Source organism: Acinetobacter sp. CIP 102637, from assembly GCF_000368425.1.
Classification (GTDB): domain Bacteria; phylum Pseudomonadota; class Gammaproteobacteria; order Pseudomonadales; family Moraxellaceae; genus Acinetobacter; species Acinetobacter parvus.
This window is the reverse complement of sequence record NZ_KB849435.1, coordinates 17053-33391: the sequence shown is the minus strand read 5'-3', so window position 1 is coordinate 33391 and position 16339 is coordinate 17053. Positions and strand designations below refer to the sequence as shown.

Below are 16339 nucleotides of genomic sequence, written 5' to 3'. Positions count from 1 at the left end.
AATTTGAAGATCTCACAATCTTGAAAAACAAAGCCGCTATAAAAGCGGCTTTGTCAAAAAATTTGGATAAATCTAATCACTCATCATCCAACATCGACTGGCTCATACCAACAGTATTAAACCCTGCATCGACATATAAAATTTCACCAGTAATACCCGAAGCCCACGGCGAACAAAGGAATAATGCTGCATTGCCCACTTCTTCTATCGTGACATTACGTTTTAACGGCGCGATTTTTTCATTCACATCCAACATTTTACGGAATGATTTGATACCAGATGCAGCCAAAGTACGAATTGGGCCAGCAGAAATTGCATTGACACGAATCCCCTCTTTACCCAAGCTTAGTGCTAAATAACGAACACCCGCTTCAAGTGATGCTTTTGCCATACCCATCACGTTATAATTTGGCATCACACGCTCAGAACCTTGATAAGTTAGGGTCAATAAACAGCCCTGACGGGCAAGTAACAACGGCTTGGCAGCACGTGCCATTGCCACAAAACTGTAAGCGCTGATGTCATGTGCAATTTTAAAACCCTCACGATCAGTCACGTCGGTAAAGTCACCATCTAGCGTATGTGCAGGTGCAAAACCAATCGAATGCACAACACCGTCTAAACCATCCCAGTGTTTTGCCAACTCAACAAAAGTATTGTCAATTTCTGCATCAACCGCAACATCACAAGGAAAAACCAGATTTGAACCAAACTGTGCTGCAAAGTCATCAACACGTTTTTTTAGCTTTTCATTTGGATAGGTAAACGCCAGTTCAGCTCCCTCACGATGCAAGGCAGCCGCAATACCGTAAGCAATAGAGAGTTTACTTGCAATCCCTGCAATCAAAAAACGTTTACCAGCTAAAAGTCCTTGTGACATCTTATTCTCACTCGAAAAATTTTCACCACATCATGCCAACATTCCTGATTTTTCGGAATTGCATAATCCACCTTTTTTACAATCTTGCATAAAAAAATCGCCTTCATATGAAGACGATTTATGTTTTATATCAATTTAAATTTAATCATCACCTTGAATTAGGCTTAATAAGCGCATGAATGAATAGTACATCCACACTAAAGTTGCAAGTAAAGCAATCGCACATACCCATTCAAATGCTTTAGGCGCACGCTGTGCCGCGGCACTCTCAATCAGGTCAAAATCCAGAATCAGGTTGAGTGAGGCAATCACCGCAACAAAGGCGGCAAAACCAATACCCAACCAATTGCTTTCAAAAATATAAGGAATGCTTGAGCCAAATACCAAACGTAGAATGATCTGCACCACAAAAACCAGCGCAATGGCAATAGTGGCTGAAATTACAACCGCCTTGAATTTTTCGGTGGCACGGATGATCTGGAATTTATACAAGCCAAATAACACCAGTGTGGTTACAAAAGTGGCAAGCAATGCCTGTAAAGGAACACCAGGGAATTTCAACTGGAAAATAAAGGAGATACCACCTAAGAAAGCTCCCTCAAACAAGGCATAGGGAATCGCCAAAGCTGGTGCGGTATTGGTTTTAAATGTCGTGATCAAGGCCAGAATAAAACTACCCACAGCTCCGACAATCGCAGCCGCATAGGCAATTGATAGATTCGCAGTGATGGCACAATAGAAAAACAATGCGATACCTAAAACAGCGGCAATCACAGTTAAAAGCACTGACTTCTGAATTGCCCCCTGAATGGTCATTGGTTCAGCCAAATCGCTGTAGCTTTCCACCCGGGTTAAAATAGGATTATGACTTTGCATGTACACTCTCTTTTTATAGTTGGCAATAAAAAACCGAGTTTAAGCGATTTTTTGATCAGGCCCAAATCTTTTATTCACATAAAAAAAGGAGCTGATGCCCCTTAATTTATTTATTCATAATAAAAAAATATTCACGGTAATATTTCAGTTCAGCAATCGAATCACGAATATCATCCATTGCCAAGTGCGAGGCATTTTTCTTGAGACCACTCATGATTTCAGGTCTCCAGCGCTTCGCCAGTTCCTTGACTGAAGATACATCCAGATTGCGGTAATGAAAAAACTGTTCCAGTTCAGGCATTAAACGATGCAGGAAACGGCGATCCTGACAAATCGAGTTGCCACACATGGGTGATGATTTTGGATTGACCCATTTTTTCAGAAATTCCAGCGTTTGCTGCTCTACATCCTGAGCGGTGAGTTTACTGCGGCGCACTCGTTCAATCAGTCCCGACTGTCCATGCTGCTTGGTGTTCCACTCATCCATTGCGTTCAGGATCAGGTCAGATTGATGTACAGCCAAAACAGGCCCTTCAGCCAGAATATTTAAATGGTCATCTGTAATAATGGTTGCGATTTCAATGATCTTGTCGTTATCGGTGTCAAGGCCTGTCATTTCCAGGTCGATCCAGATTAATCGTGTATCAGGGGTACTGCTCATGAATGCTGATTCTAAAGTGCTTAAAAACATCAATAGTAGCAAATTAATTACATCTTGGCTGTAATTCCATAGCGGCTTCATGCTATTTTTGCGGTCTTCAACATGTGGATTTTCTGGGATATGAATGGCTTTAATTCGTAAGCGTCGTTTAACCGAGCAACAGCAGCGCCGTATTGAAAAACAGCATAAATCGCGTCAGGATGATATTGACACGTCGCAGGATTTAGATGGGCTGGTTGTTCAGCATTATGGCCGTCAACTCGAAGTACAAGCCCTGTCCATACCTGAACAGCACCCTGAAAAACCACAGGTGGCAGAGGGCGAACCTGAACCATTCTGGAAACCGATTGAGCTGGACAGTATTTGGCGCTGTCATACCCGTACCAACCTGGAGTTGCTGGTGACGGGTGACCGTGTGAAATGGCAGGCCGACCCAAATACAGGCCTGGGAATTATCACCGCGATTTATCCAAGACAATCATTATTGACCCGTCCAGACCGCTACCACAAGGTAAAACCCGTTGCCGCCAATATCAGCCTGATTGTGATTGTGTTCGCACCACTGCCAGAACCCGCACCCACACTGATTGACCGTTATCTGGTCGCCTGTGCCGATGCCAACATTCCTGCATTGCTGGTACTGAACAAATCAGACCTGCTCACTGAAAATGACCCAATCCTAACCATGCTCAGTGAATATGAAGCTCTGGGCTATGAAACTCTGATCTGTCATGCAAAAGGTGATTTATCCGCACTTTCAGCACGAATCGACAATGAAACGGTTGCATTTGTTGGTCAGTCAGGCGTGGGTAAAAGCTCATTGATTAACACCATTGTTCCAGATGCGGCACAGAAGACCAATGTCATTTCCGAAAACTCGGCACTGGGACAACACACCACCACCTCAACCCGTTTGATTAAATTTGGAACAAACGGCGCACTGATTGACTCCCCAGGAATCCGTGAATTTGGTCTGTGGCATTTGAGCCTGGAAAAGGTGCGAACAGGTTTTCCTGAGATTGAAACCCATCTGGGCCATTGCCAGTTCCGTAACTGCACCCATAGCCATGAGAAAAATTGTGCCTTAAAACAGGCAGTTGATGCAGGTGAGATTTTACCAAGACGTTTGGACAGCTATCTACGCCTAATGGATGAAATTCAGGAAGCCCAGCAAAAAAGTTAGTTTTCTTGGGTTTTTACCCTTGAACTAACATTTTTGATCACCATAGAGATAAGTTATACTCAGGGTCAATTTTGATTTTAACTTTAGGTGACTTGTGGAACGCTGGTTAGAGTTTATGGGGAACCACCCCTTTTTGTTTGGTACGCTCGGTGTGCTCATCGTGCTGTTCTTCATTTTAGAGGGTCAGCGCAATGGTCGTAAAATTTCACCACAATCACTCGGTATTTTGGTCAAGGCAAAAAATGCCATGCTGATCGATCTACGGGATGCTAAGGATTTCCGTGATGGCCACATCAGTGGCAGCCGCAACATTCCATACAGCCAAATCACAAGCCATGTTGATGAATTAAAAGCAAGTGACCGTCCATTGGTGTTTATTTGCAACCTAGGGCAAGTTGCAGGCTCCGCATTGCAGAAAGTCGGCCATGCCGACAGCTACCGTCTAGATGGTGGTGTCAGCAATTGGAAAGCCCAGGGCTTACCCTTAGTTAAAAGCAAAACCAAAGCTTAAGGAGAAATAAAATGACCGATACAAACGTCACCATTTATTCAACGCTTTCTTGCCCATATTGTGTGAGAGCAAAACAGCTCCTTGAGCGTAAGGGTGTTGCCTATAAGGAAATTAACCTTTCCAATGAGGCGCCTGAAGTTCGTATTGAGTTAATGCAACGTACCAATCACCGTACCGTGCCTCAAATTTTTATCAAAGACCAGTTTATCGGTGGTTTTGATCAACTTTATGCCTTAGAGCGTGAAGGGAAACTCGACCAATTATTAGCTTAACAACACTCCACGATTTAAGGAAAAACAATGAGCGAAGAACAAGTTCAACCACAACTCGCGTTAGAACGTATTTACACCAAAGATATTTCTTTTGAAGTTCCAGGGGCACAGGTATTTACCAAGCAGTGGCAGCCAGAACTCAACATCAATTTATCTTCTGCGGCAGAAAAGATTGATCCAAATCATTATGAAGTTTCTTTAAAAGTTGTGGTTCAGGCCACCAATGAAAGTGAGACCGCATTCATTGTTGATGTGACCCAGTCAGGGATTTTCCTGGTTGATGGCGTGGAGGAAGATCGTCTTCCGTACGTTCTGGGTGCTTACTGCCCGAATATCCTGTTCCCGTTCTTGCGTGAAGCAGTGAATGATCTAGTGACCAAGGGTAGCTTTCCACAATTGTTGCTTACCCCAATTAACTTTGATGCTGAATTTGAAGCCAATATGCAGCGTCTACAAGCTGAAGGTGATGCGCAAGGTCAGGCATAACGCTTTAAGCGCGCAAAAAACCACAGCACCTGCTGTGGTTTTTTATTATTTTATAATGAGAACGATATGGATAAGATAAAATGAGCCTGATGTTACCGAACATATCTATGCCATCCACTTTGACAATATCTATGCGGTTGCAGAACAACATGGGCTAGCGCTGTTATTAATCTCAAATGAAAACCCTTACTGGATGCTGGTTCCAGATCAGGCTGAACAGATTAGTCACCTGATCGAGGCATTTAACCAGACTTTTACGGACGTTGAGCTTTATCACTATGTTTAAGGCCACTGATGATGCTATTCAACAATCGTTCTAAAGGTTAGGTTGATACGAGCAGTTGTTACTTTTTTAGTGGGGGGCAAACGGTGCAGCCAGTGGCTTTGTGTGGTGTCTTTCATCACCAGTAGACTGCCATGTTCCAGATACAGCTCCACCTTTTCCTTGCTTTGTTTATGTTTAAAGGCAAATCTCCGTTCCGCACCAAAGCTGAGTGATGCAATCGCGCCATTTTTCTTTAAGTCGGTTTCATCATCACTGTGCCAGGCCATTCCCTCCTCACCTGTATGGTAAAGATTCAGTAGACATGAATTAAAGCGCTCACCTGTCAACTGCTGCACCCGTTGCCTTAACTCAAGCAGTTCAACCGTCCACGGCAAGGCATATCTGTTGACATTGGAGTAGGTATATTCATACCCCTGATCGCCATACCATGCCACTTTTCTTTTGGTGGTGATCTGCCGACCAAAGATAATGGCCTGATCATTTTCCCAAGCAATATTTTGCATCAACTTTTCAAAATAATCATCAGCGACCATTTCCTGTATGACTTTGCCATAATACTGCACCGTTCCATCATAGGGTAAATGGTTATGCCTTGGGTCAGCTTCAATATCAAACAATTGCATGCGTCTGTGCTCCCTCCCAGCCAATCATCGCTGTTTTCCTTAGGGTTCCCCATTCATAGCCACCCAAAAGACCCGTGGACTGAATCACCCGATGGCATGGAATCAGGAAAGCCACAGGATTACTGCCAATCGCTGTGCCCACTGCACGGGCTGCCTTGGCATGGTCTATATTTTGCGCAATCTGCCCATAGGTGGAAAGCTGTCCCATGGGAATCCGAAGCAGGCTCTGCCAGACTTTGAGTTGAAAATCGTTTCCTTTTAGATGCAGTTTAATTTCAGGCAATTGCGCCCAATCTTTTTGGAAGAAAGCCAGCGCATTAGTCTGAAATTCATCTATTTGCTCAACAAGCTGAGCTTTAGGAAACTGTAATTTCAATTGTTGCAATGCTTCCACCTGATCTTCCACAAAGCTTAATGCACAGATGCCTTTGTAGGTTGAGGCAATCAATACCTCACCGAACAAGGTTTCAGCAAAGGAATAATGTATTATTAAATCTTGTCCGCCCTGTTTATATTCGGCTGGGGTCATGCCCTCAATCTGGATAAACAGGTCATGCAAACGACTGGTACTGGAAAGTCCTGTCTCAAAGGTCGCATCCAGCACACTACCCTGTTGTTTTAAAATATTTTTGGCATATTCAATACTGGTATATTGCAGGAATTTTTTCGGGCTGGTTCCCACCCAATCGGTAAACAAACGCTGGAAATGTGCTGGACTGAGATGAATGTGTGCGGCAACCTCATCCAGTTGCGGCTGCTGCTGAAAATTTTGCTGGATATAGGCAATCGCTTGAGCAATACGATCATAAGTACGCTGCTGTTGCATTTCTCTATCCTCTAATTGCTGCTGTCTCTCCACACTAACAAGCTTCTTGCGCCAAGAAAATCCGAAAGATGCTATTCATTTATCAACTTCTTATTCTGCTCTTTTTTATAGCTGCATTTTTATGGCAATGGTTGGCACATCCATTTGCTTATATCAGCTCAAATTTAAAAAAAAGAGGGCGTAAACACACGCCCTCCCAGGCTTTTTATAAACGACGACGCAACGCATCGGCAATAGACTCAACCAATTGTTGTGAGATTTCCTGTTTTGAGGCTTTTTCCAGTTCACGCTTATTCATGTGATAGGACTGGGCAAAGAACACCGTCATGGCGTTTTCATCAGATGCAAAACCAATATCAGGGCGCGACACATCATTACAGGCGATCATATCCAGCTTTTTCGCGACCAGTTTGCCTGCGGCATATTCCTCAACATTCTGGGTTTCAGCAGCAAAACCGACCATAAATGGGCGCTGCTGTTGCTGAGCAATCGTCGCCACAATATCGGGGTTTTTCACCAAGGATACTGCAAGCTCATCGCCTGCTTTCTTGATTTTATGCTCTGCAACCTGTGCCACACGATAATCAGCAACTGCCGCCGTCGCAATAAAAATATCACAACCTTCTTTAAGCTGATTCATGCTGACATCCAGCATTTGCATGGCTGAACTGACATTGATACGTTGCACACCATTTGGAGTATCCAGACTGACAGGCCCTGCCACCAGAGTCACTTTTGCCCCTGCGGCATAACAGGCTGCCGCCAAGGCAAAGCCCATTTTTCCAGTGCTGTGGTTGGAAATATAACGTACAGGATCAATCGCTTCGCGGGTCGGGCCAGCGGTAATGGTGACACGTTTACCCGCCAATAAACCAAACTTTTCTGCAATAGCACGCTGGGCTTTATGGAAATAAGCCGCCACCTGACGCGCCAAGTCCTCAGGTTCAGGCATACGCCCCAACCCAACATCACCACACGCCTGCTCACCTGCATCTGGCATAATCACATGCACACCGTCTTCTACCAGTGTTTGCAAGTTGCGCTGTGTCGCCTTGGCTGCCCACATTTGCTGGTTCATGGCAGGCGCAACCCAGACAGGTGCTTTGGTGGCTAAATATAAAGTACTCAGCAAATCGTCCGCCAAGCCATTGGCAAACTTGGCAATGCTGTCACAGCTTGCAGGCGCAACCAGAATCAAATCTGCCCAGCGTGCCAGCTCAATATGCCCCATGCCTGCTTCGGCTTCTGGGTCAAGCAGTTCAGTATGCACTGGATTACCTGAAAGAGCCTGAAAAGTGAGCGGGGTAATAAAAGCCTGCGCGCCCTGTGTCATCACCACACGGACATCAAAGCCATAATCTTTTAGACGACGAACCACAATGGCACTTTTATAAGCAGCAATGCCACCCGTAACCGCCAATATAATGTTTTTATGAGGAATAACACTAAGATCGAAGCTCACAAACAGGATACCTTGCTGTTGCAGTGGCGCTCACAATAGCATTAAATACAGTCATACCCAAGCCATGCGCTCGGAAAAACATACACTACAATAAAATGAACGTGAATATTCAGCATGAATCAATCCATAAAACAGTCCATCAAGGCATGGCCAGAACAAGAACGACCACGGGAACGCTTATTATCACAGGGGGCGCAGAGTTTATCCGATGCTGAGTTACTGGCGATTTTCCTACGCTCAGGCTCCAGACAGCACTCGGCGGTTGAGCTTGCCCGTATTCTGATCCAGCATTTTGGTGGACTCAACCCAATTTTTGATGCCTCACTTGAAGAACTTTCCCAGTTTAACGGCATTGCCGATACCAAATACGCACAACTGATGGCGGTAAAGGAACTTGGACGGCGTTATCTGAATAATTACTTTCACCAGCAACGGCTTTGCCTAGATACATCTACATTGGTGCTTGACTATCTACGCTATGAACTGCAAGGTGAAAAACAGGAAGTGTTTGCGGTGCTGTGTCTGGATGCTGAGCTCAGGAAACTGCATTTTAAGAAACTGTTTTTTGGATCACAGCATAGTTGCAGTGTATCCATTAACCAGACCTTGCGTTATGTGCTTCAGCAACAGGCCTGCCAAATCGTGATTGCACATAATCATCCTTATGGCATTGCCCAGCCCTCGCACGAAGACATTTATCTCACCCAGCAATTGAAACAAGCCTGCCAGTTACTTGAAATCCAGTTGCTTGATCACTTTATTATTTCACCTGAAAACCATTTTTCCTTTTCTGAGCAACAACTACTCAAACCTGTCCGAATCAAACAATCTGGTCTTGACAAAGCCTAGAGCAAACAGGAACATCAGCAGATAAAATTAATGATTCAAACAACATGATTGTCCGTGACCAGCCAAGTATTTTTAAGGTTTTATTTTCATGGCGTGGGACGATTTTACCCAAAATTTTACCCTCTCTTGGTTTTGTCATGTTGATCTCCGCCATTATTGGTGGAATTGAATATATTGATCTATACCGCTTCCCTGAAATCCCCCTTGTCGGCTTTACCCTGATTGGTGTTGTGCTTTCAATCTTCCTTGGTTTTAAAAATACCGCATGCTATGACCGCTGGTGGGAAGCACGTAAACTTTGGGGCGTTTTGATTGCCACATCACGACACTTTGACCGCGATTGCCGAATCTTGACCCAGGCACGGCGTGAACGTGTAATTCAGCATGTGATTGTATTTGCCAATGTGTTACGCGACCGTTTACGCCATCAAACCGCCAACCCAACTGAACTGACAGAAACCAGTGGTTTAAGCCAGCAGGCGCTTAACCAGCTTTACCAGCAGCACAATGCGCCACAATATACCCTGAGCCTGATCCAGTGGGAGCTGTTACAGGCCCTGAAAGATGGGGAAATCTCCGATATTATTTATACGCAGATGAATCACCATGTCGCGGCCTTAAGTGAAATGCATACGGGTTGTGATCGGATTGCCAATACCCCAATTCCTTTTGCCTATTCAGTTTTGCTGAACCGAACCGTTTATTTCTTCTGCTTTATGTTGCCTTTTAGCCTGGGTTCTTTACTGGGTTTGGTGACACCCCTCTTGGTTGGAATTTTGGCTTATACCTTTCTAGGCCTCGATGCCTTAAGTACAGAAATTGAAGAGCCTTTCGGTACTCAGAGTAATGACCTGCCACTGGATGCAATGGTACGTACCATTGAAATTGAATTATTGAGTACCTTAGGCCGTCCAACACCACCACCAATTCAGGCGAATAATCATAATTTATTGTAAATTATGATTTTTTCACTTATGTGGTCAATATAAAAAGTGTCGATATAACAATATTCAAAAAGTTGAAATCGGCACTTCTCAAACAGAGACACGATTGTGCATTTGGCTTAAACAACAAAATTTTCAAATACCAGTGGATGAAAACCAACTTAAGCTGATGGAAACAATTTTCTTCACCAAGCTTTTAATGTTCTCACAAAAGCAATACCTGACCATTAAGAACCAGCAGACTCAAGATATTATTTGGCAGTCGTAGTATAGAACAATGGAAATCCATGAGGCATCCAATGCGCTCTCCATAACAGAATCATGAAGAATATAATTGATCAAAAATATTTCTAACTTTTTCATTCCATTATCATCTAAAACTTTCCCACACCCCTTTTTGTCCATCAGCAACTTTTGGGGTATTACCAAGCTTAATCCACGGCATGTTGTCTCCATGAAAATCGCTGCCAATTGAAACCGCTAAACCATATTCCTGAATCATCCGATCCACCATGTGTCGCGTAGAAAGCGCTTCACTACTGCCAGGAAGCTCAACCGCATCACCACCAAACTCAGCAAATAACTGAATCAAATAACGGATATTGGTTGCAGACAAATCATAACGGGTCGGATGTGCCAAGACTGCAAAGCCCTGACTGGCATGAATCACATCAATGGTCTCTTTTAAACCCACCCCATCAAATTTGACAAAAGCCTTTTTGCCCTCTTTTAGGAAACGGTCAAATGCCTGCTGTGGGCGAGTGACAATATTTTTTTCAACCAGAGTCTTGGCAATATGGGTTCGCGTCACCCGATCTGCCTGACCATCCACTTTTGCCAATATATCTGGATAAATATCAAAACCGATACATTTTTCCAATAACTCACAAATCAGTTTTGCCCGCTCAGCCCGCACTTTTTTCTGGTTTTCCAGCATTACCTTGATCGGAACTTCATCCAGCATATTCAATGCAACGATATGCACTCCATAACTCTTTTTAGTGCTGGGACGTGACCACTGACTGGAAATTTCCACACCAGAAATAATTTGAATATCATGATCTTGAGCATAATCCTGTGCGCGTTCCAACCCATCCATCGTGTCATGATCTGTCACGGCAAGCATCTTTATTTTTAAGTCAACAGCAGCCTGTACCAATTGTTCAGGAGACAAGGTACCGTCTGAAATGAAACTATGCGTATGTAAATCGACACCGAACATGCTTTGTATTATGCTATCTGACCTATTTCACCACTGTACTGTAACATGAAAGCGTTGCTCGACTACCTCCCGCTGATTATCTTCTTTTATTTTTATAAAACCACCGACCCCAAAGATAGTCACCATCCATTACTGGAGCTTGTGGGCAGTGCAGGAAATACTGATCAAAACCATATTCTAGTTGCGACCTGTGCGCTACTGATCTCGACCCTTGTGGTCTATGGTTGCCTGTTCTTTTTCCAGAAGTTCAAACTGGAAAAAATGCAGTGGTTTATCGTTGTCATGTCAGTAGTTTTTGGTGGAATTACACTGGCATTCAGTGATGTGACCTATATCAAAATGAAAGCGGTCATTATCAATATCGGGATTGGAATAGGTTTTCTGGTTACGCCCCTGTTTAACAAAGAACGTGAACCGATTATTAAAAAACTTTTGGGTTCGTTGCTTGAACTGACACCAAAAGGCTGGATGCGTCTAAACTGGGCATGGTGTGGGCAGTTCTTCTTGTTGGCGTCACTGCATTTCTTCTTTGGCTTTGTATTTATGCAGGGAAAATACTGGGGCGAATTCACCGCATTTGGCGATATTATCGTTTCTATCAGTTACCTTGCTGTTATACTAATTTGCTTAAGAAAGCATTTTAAAGCCACTGACTAACCTGAATCATTTGAGCGACTGCTATGCCATATTTTGTGCTGACCTGTACTGATCACGAAGATACCCTGGAAAAACGTTTAGCAATTCGCCCCCGGCATGTAGAGCGTCTACAAAAGCTGGATGATGAGGGTCGCTTAATTGCTGCGGGTGCGCATCCAAAAGACCCGAATGATCCACAGGCTGGATTTTTAGGCAGCACCATCATTGTTGAATTTGAGAGTCGTGAGGCAGTGGATGCATGGATTCAGGAAGAGCCATTTTTAAAAGAAGGGATTTACGCAAAGATTGAAGTAAAACCTTTCAACAAAGCTTTTCCAAAAGGGTAAGTCATGCAAGTTGCCGTTAAAAGTCTATTCGCTTTTTGTTTATTGAGTTCAAGCGTATGGGCTGTTGAACCCACAGTACTACAAGCTAAACCATCCTCTACAAATACAACTAGCACGACAGCAAAGCCTTTAACGGCTGAACAAATTGCCAAGGCAAAACAGCAACAAGAAGCCAAAGTCAAAGCATTGGTTCAAGATCAAGCCAATCGCCTAAAACAACTTGAAAATGCCAATCTTGAAGCGCTCTCGCAAAATCAAGAATTACAACTCAAAAATGACAATCTTACTGTTCAGGTGCAGGTTCTACAAAGTGAACGCAGTGCCCAAATGTTCCTTTATGGCGCGATGACCATTGCGGTCGGTGTCATTCTAGGTTTCTTTATTGCCAGTTATGTTCACACTAAACGCCGCCGTCAGTGGTAAAACACGATTTCTTTATTTATGTCTCACTCATCAAAATTGCAAACTGCTGAATTAGACTGGGAAATAGTCGATGACATCGAAATTCCTATTTCTAAGCAATTCGGTGATGTTTACTTCTCTAAAGACAATGGTTTGCTTGAAACCCGACATGTATTTTTAAATGGCAATGATTTAACCGAACGCCTTTCTCAATTACATGATTATCAATATTTTTGTGTAGGTGAAACTGGTTTTGGTACAGGACTCAATATTTTGACCCTGTGGCAACTCTGGCAACAAGTTCGCTTAGATAATCACAGCCATTTACATGTTGTCAGCGTTGAAAAATTTCCATTAAATAAAGCTGATTTGATCCGTGCACTGAATGTTTGGACTGAACTCAAACCTTTAGCAGAAAAACTGATTCAGCAATATCCCTTGCCAATTGCAGGTTGTCATCGCTTAAGTTTTCCTGAAGAGCGTTTTAGTATTGATTTATGGCTAGGTGATGCTCAGGATATTTTTCCAACGATTCCCAAAACCCAAACAGTGAATGCATGGTTTTTGGACGGTTTTGCCCCGTCTTGTAATCCAGATATGTGGCAAGCAAATGTCTTAGATCATATGGTGCGTTTATCTGATTTTGGAACAACTTTCGCATCCTTTAGTGTCGCAGGCATAATCAAACGTGGGCTTAAACAACACGGCATCCAAATCAGCCGTCCACGAGGTTTTGGTCATAAACGAGAAATGCTCAAGGCGATTTGGCTAGATACCTCCCAAACTGAAACCCAGTCGCAAGATTCAGAAACAACTATTGCAGCTCCACCAAAGTCCGAAACATCAAAGCAACGTAAAATCGCCATCATTGGCGCAGGAATCGCAGGTTTAAGCTCAGCGTGGGCATTTGCTCAACGAGGACATCAAGTTACCATCTACGAGCAAAATGAGCCGCTTTCAGGTGCATCTGGCAATCCACTGGCGTTGCTCAATCCAAAACTATGCCCAATTGAACAGGCGCATGAACACTTGATGACCTTGAGTTGGCAACATGCCTTGAATTTTTATCCACAATTCAAGGCTTTTAGACCGATTCAAGTACAGCAGATTGCCTTAAAAAATGCGGATGAATTATCAGGTCTAGTTGAGCAATATCCTGAAAGCGTTTTAACTGCAAATACAACGCTTGAATGCTTTCCTGAAACAGAGTTTCCAAGCCTCACTTTACATCAGGCAGGTGCAGTTTCGCCTCATCAGTTACGTGATGAGATTTTACAACATGCTAATATTCGAATAGAAAAAGTAAAAATTTCTCGATTAGAGTCGACTGATAGCCAAGTTACACTCTGGCAAGACCAACAAATAATTGCCATAACGGATCATGCGATTGTCTGTTGTGCTAAACAAAGTGCTCAGTTATTTGAAAATTATCCCGTCTTAAAGCCAATTCGAGGACAAGTCAGCTGGGTTGAGAATAGCCATCGGCCTTTAGCACTGGATCAGGCTTATAGTTATGGCGGTTATTGCATGCAACTGGATACTGCTCAATTGATTCTAGGCGCATCCTTTTATCCAAATCGAGACGATGTTGAAGTTTTAGCAGAAGATCATGTGCATAACTACGAACTTATCCACAGTGTCTTCCCAGAATATGCGCAAGGACTCCCCTCTGTAGATACTTGGCAAGGAAGAGCATCCGTTCGCGCACAAAGTTTAGATTATTTCCCCTTAGTTGGGAAAATACAAAATCTTGGTCAAATCTATACTTTTGCTGGTTTAGGATCGAAAGGTTTCTTATTTGCGCCATTATGTAGTGAAATCTTGGCAGCATTAATTTTAGGTGAACTTTGCCCAGTTCCTCAAAGTTTATTGGATAAATTAAATCCTCAAAGATTTCAAAAGAAATTAAAAGCTAAAAAACCTTATTATTCTGGGTAAATTGTTATTTTAGTTGTTCATTCTTTAAATTTGCCAAAATACCCAAGTATTTTGGCAAATTTAACTGATCTATGCGCCCTGTTCTAAAGCTAAGCCAGCATCACGTGCCGCACGTGTACCGCCCATCAATACAACATATTCACGAGAATCATCTAAACCGTCTAAAAGCTCTGCTGCGCGTGGTGCTTTACTACCACCACCACATAGAATATAAATCGGCTGATCCGCTGCAACCTGAGTCAAACTATCCGCAGTTAATTCAGCAATTGGACGATTCAACGCCCCTTTGACGTGTGCCTCTGCATAAGCTTTGGCATCTCGGACATCCCAAATGACTGCGCCTTCTGGGAACTCAAATGTTGTAATTTCTTGTTTACGGATCATTGTGCACTCCTTTGATGTAAACAACACTTGGCAAATGAAGAAAACACCCTTAGCATCTCAAATATTCTTTCCCTTTGTAAAGGTCTAACCATGCCTTCTTTTGATATTGTTTCTGAATTAGAGTTATTTGAAGTCAATCATGCTGTACAAAATACAGAAAAAGAGATTGCAACACGTTTTGACTTTCGTGGACAAGACGTTTCAATTGAGTTAAATGAAAAAAATAAAGAAATCAAAATCTCAACTGAAAGTGACTTCCAATGTGAACAAGTCTATACCATGCTTGAAAATCACTTCTATAAACGTAAGATTGATGTACAAGCTTTAGATCCACAAAAAGCCACTGCTTCTGGTAAAAATGTGGTCCAAGTGATCAAGCTGAAAGATGGACTTGACTCAGATACCGCAAAAAAAATTAATAAAGCCATTAAAGAAAGTGGCATCAAGGTGCAATCTTCTATCCAAGGAGACAAAATCCGTGTCACTGATAAAAAGCGTGATACTTTGCAACAGGTCATGAACTTTTTACGTGAACAGCAATTTGGTCTACCGCTTCAATTTAATAATTTCAAAGACTAAGCAATAGGTTCACTATGGCAAAAGATAACCGTCTTTATACGCTGGTTAAAACCACTTCTAAATTTCCAAAAGGTATTCGCAGTACATTATGGAGCAAAGCCTTTGGACGAGTTGTTCCAATGGTGGGCACTGCAAACATTCGCTATTTGGAAGTCGATAAAGACCATGTCACTGTGCGCATTGAAAACCAGCGTAATATGCAAAATCATATTAAAGGGGTTCACGCAGCAGCAATGGCCTTACTCGCTGAAACGGCAACGGGTTTCCTAACAGGTCTACATATTCCTGATGATCGGATTTTGTTGATCAAATCACTGCACGTAGACTATTTAAAGGTTGCACAGGGTGGTTTAACGGCAAACGCAACATTATCAGCCGATCAACAAAAGTTTATCGCTGACAATGAAAAAGGCGAGTTATTGATTCCTGTGACCGTTATCGATGATTCTGGTAACGAGCCGATCCAATGCCAAATGCTTTGGGCATGGTTACCAAAACGTAAAAAATAATCTTAGATTTTAAAATAAAGCCCAATTAAATTTGGGCTTTATTGTTTTATCAGCTTGCTAAAAAATCTTGCTTAATTTGTTCTGAGATTTGTCGTTTATTACCATTCACATCCACAGCAACAAATGTAAAAACACCTTGAGTAATTCGAATCGGTTCACGTGAATTGTCGTGACTATTCCATACCTCGATTTGCACCTGTACGGAAGTATTGCCGACTTTCAAAATTTTAGTATAGCAACTAATCACATTTCCAACCTTAACAGGCACAAGGAAAGTCATTTCATTAATCGCAATTGTTGCACATCGTCCCTTACTCAAACGCTCAACATGAATCGCTCCTGCGAGATCCATCTGTGAAACAATCCATCCTCCAAATACATCACCACTCCAGTTGGTATCGGCTGGCATGGCAATATTCTGCAAGGATAAAACTCCTTCTGGATGATTTGAACGTTCAGTCAT

At 42.8% G+C, this 16339-nt stretch carries 21 protein-coding genes; 12 read left to right on the top strand and 9 right to left on the bottom strand.

Features of this window, described 5'->3' with window-relative positions:
• Positions 1-76: 76 nt before the first annotated feature.
• From F967_RS03380 to orn, 3 genes are all read right to left on the bottom strand, one after another.
• A complete protein-coding gene (locus F967_RS03380) occupies positions 77-880 on the bottom strand; it encodes an enoyl-ACP reductase FabI (protein WP_004760758.1) in 804 nt (267 codons plus the stop codon).
• Positions 881-1021: 141 nt separating this feature from the next.
• Positions 1022-1756 carry a Bax inhibitor-1/YccA family protein gene (locus F967_RS03375; protein WP_004798200.1) on the bottom strand — a complete coding sequence of 245 codons (735 nt, stop codon included), beginning with the start codon at positions 1754-1756 and terminating at the stop codon, positions 1022-1024.
• A gap of 106 nt (positions 1757-1862) precedes the next feature.
• On the bottom strand, positions 1863-2417 hold the full coding sequence (orn, locus tag F967_RS03370; RefSeq protein WP_034431172.1) for an oligoribonuclease: 555 nt from the start codon (positions 2415-2417) through the stop codon (positions 1863-1865).
• Between the two features lie 124 nt (positions 2418-2541).
• Here orn and rsgA point away from each other — a divergent pair, with 124 nt between their 5' ends.
• From rsgA to secB, 4 genes are all read left to right on the top strand, one after another.
• A complete protein-coding gene (gene rsgA / locus F967_RS03365) occupies positions 2542-3600 on the top strand; it encodes a ribosome small subunit-dependent GTPase A (protein WP_004760753.1) in 1059 nt (352 codons plus the stop codon).
• A 94-nt stretch (positions 3601-3694) separates the two neighbouring features.
• Positions 3695-4111 (top strand): rhodanese-like domain-containing protein, encoded by a 417-nt coding sequence (locus tag F967_RS03360; protein ID WP_004760751.1) that lies wholly within the window; start codon positions 3695-3697, stop codon positions 4109-4111.
• Between the two features lie 11 nt (positions 4112-4122).
• Positions 4123-4383 (top strand): glutaredoxin 3, encoded by a 261-nt coding sequence (grxC, locus tag F967_RS03355; RefSeq protein WP_004681801.1) that lies wholly within the window; start codon positions 4123-4125, stop codon positions 4381-4383.
• Between the two features lie 27 nt (positions 4384-4410).
• Positions 4411-4869: a protein-export chaperone SecB gene (secB, locus tag F967_RS03350; protein ID WP_004681803.1), complete on the top strand. Its 459-nt coding sequence runs from the start codon at positions 4411-4413 to the stop codon at positions 4867-4869.
• Positions 4870-5169: 300 nt separating this feature from the next.
• Here secB and F967_RS03340 read toward each other — a convergent pair whose 3' ends face one another.
• The 3 genes from F967_RS03340 to coaBC form a co-directional block, all read right to left on the bottom strand.
• On the bottom strand, positions 5170-5778 hold the full coding sequence (locus F967_RS03340; protein ID WP_004798195.1) for an alpha-ketoglutarate-dependent dioxygenase AlkB family protein: 609 nt from the start codon (positions 5776-5778) through the stop codon (positions 5170-5172).
• Positions 5765-6604, bottom strand: coding sequence for a bifunctional transcriptional activator/DNA repair enzyme AdaA (locus F967_RS03335; RefSeq protein WP_004798193.1), 840 nt, complete (start codon positions 6602-6604; stop codon positions 5765-5767). Before F967_RS03335 ends, F967_RS03340 begins: the two co-directional genes overlap by 14 nt.
• A 205-nt stretch (positions 6605-6809) precedes the next feature.
• Positions 6810-8066, bottom strand: a complete 1257-nt coding sequence (coaBC, locus tag F967_RS03330) for a bifunctional phosphopantothenoylcysteine decarboxylase/phosphopantothenate--cysteine ligase CoaBC (RefSeq protein ID WP_004760746.1) — start codon at positions 8064-8066, stop codon at positions 6810-6812.
• Positions 8067-8180: 114 nt separating this feature from the next.
• Between coaBC and radC the strand changes: the two genes are divergently transcribed.
• Positions 8181-8915: a RadC family protein gene (gene radC, locus F967_RS03325; RefSeq protein ID WP_004678448.1), complete on the top strand. Its 735-nt coding sequence runs from the start codon at positions 8181-8183 to the stop codon at positions 8913-8915.
• Positions 8916-8959: 44 nt separating this feature from the next.
• Entirely contained in the window at positions 8960-9871 is a 912-nt protein-coding gene (locus tag F967_RS03320) for a bestrophin family protein (RefSeq protein ID WP_004760743.1), read from the top strand.
• 358 nt (positions 9872-10229) lie between these two features.
• Here F967_RS03320 and F967_RS03315 read toward each other — a convergent pair whose 3' ends face one another.
• Complete coding sequence (locus F967_RS03315; protein WP_004798190.1) at positions 10230-11081, bottom strand: PHP domain-containing protein; 852 nt, start codon at positions 11079-11081, stop codon at positions 10230-10232.
• Positions 11082-11126: 45 nt separating this feature from the next.
• Between F967_RS03315 and F967_RS03310 the strand changes: the two genes are divergently transcribed.
• Genes F967_RS03310 through mnmC form a run of 4 tightly spaced genes read left to right on the top strand, consistent with a single transcriptional unit; the run spans position 11127 to position 14404 of the window.
• Positions 11127-11738: a septation protein IspZ gene (locus F967_RS03310; protein WP_004678451.1), complete on the top strand. Its 612-nt coding sequence runs from the start codon at positions 11127-11129 to the stop codon at positions 11736-11738.
• A 23-nt stretch (positions 11739-11761) separates the two neighbouring features.
• Positions 11762-12064: a YciI family protein gene (locus F967_RS03305; RefSeq protein WP_004798188.1), complete on the top strand. Its 303-nt coding sequence runs from the start codon at positions 11762-11764 to the stop codon at positions 12062-12064.
• Positions 12065-12067: 3 nt separating this feature from the next.
• Positions 12068-12487, top strand: a complete 420-nt coding sequence (locus F967_RS03300; protein ID WP_004798186.1) for an SH3 domain-containing protein — start codon at positions 12068-12070, stop codon at positions 12485-12487.
• Positions 12488-12505: 18 nt separating this feature from the next.
• Positions 12506-14404: a bifunctional tRNA (5-methylaminomethyl-2-thiouridine)(34)-methyltransferase MnmC2/FAD-dependent 5-carboxymethylaminomethyl-2-thiouridine(34) oxidoreductase MnmC1 gene (gene mnmC / locus F967_RS03295; RefSeq protein WP_004798185.1), complete on the top strand. Its 1899-nt coding sequence runs from the start codon at positions 12506-12508 to the stop codon at positions 14402-14404.
• 69 nt (positions 14405-14473) lie between these two features.
• Here mnmC and F967_RS03290 read toward each other — a convergent pair whose 3' ends face one another.
• Positions 14474-14788, bottom strand: coding sequence for a rhodanese-like domain-containing protein (locus F967_RS03290; protein ID WP_004678456.1), 315 nt, complete (start codon positions 14786-14788; stop codon positions 14474-14476).
• Between the two features lie 90 nt (positions 14789-14878).
• Between F967_RS03290 and F967_RS03285 the strand changes: the two genes are divergently transcribed.
• Positions 14879-15367, top strand: coding sequence for a YajQ family cyclic di-GMP-binding protein (locus F967_RS03285; RefSeq protein WP_004756136.1), 489 nt, complete (start codon positions 14879-14881; stop codon positions 15365-15367).
• A 14-nt stretch (positions 15368-15381) separates the two neighbouring features.
• A complete protein-coding gene (locus F967_RS03280) occupies positions 15382-15876 on the top strand; it encodes a DUF4442 domain-containing protein (protein WP_004678458.1) in 495 nt (164 codons plus the stop codon).
• A gap of 49 nt (positions 15877-15925) precedes the next feature.
• On the opposite strand, the gene F967_RS03275 is transcribed toward F967_RS03280, so the two are convergent.
• Positions 15926-16339, bottom strand: coding sequence for an acyl-CoA thioesterase (locus tag F967_RS03275; RefSeq protein ID WP_004678459.1), 414 nt, complete (start codon positions 16337-16339; stop codon positions 15926-15928).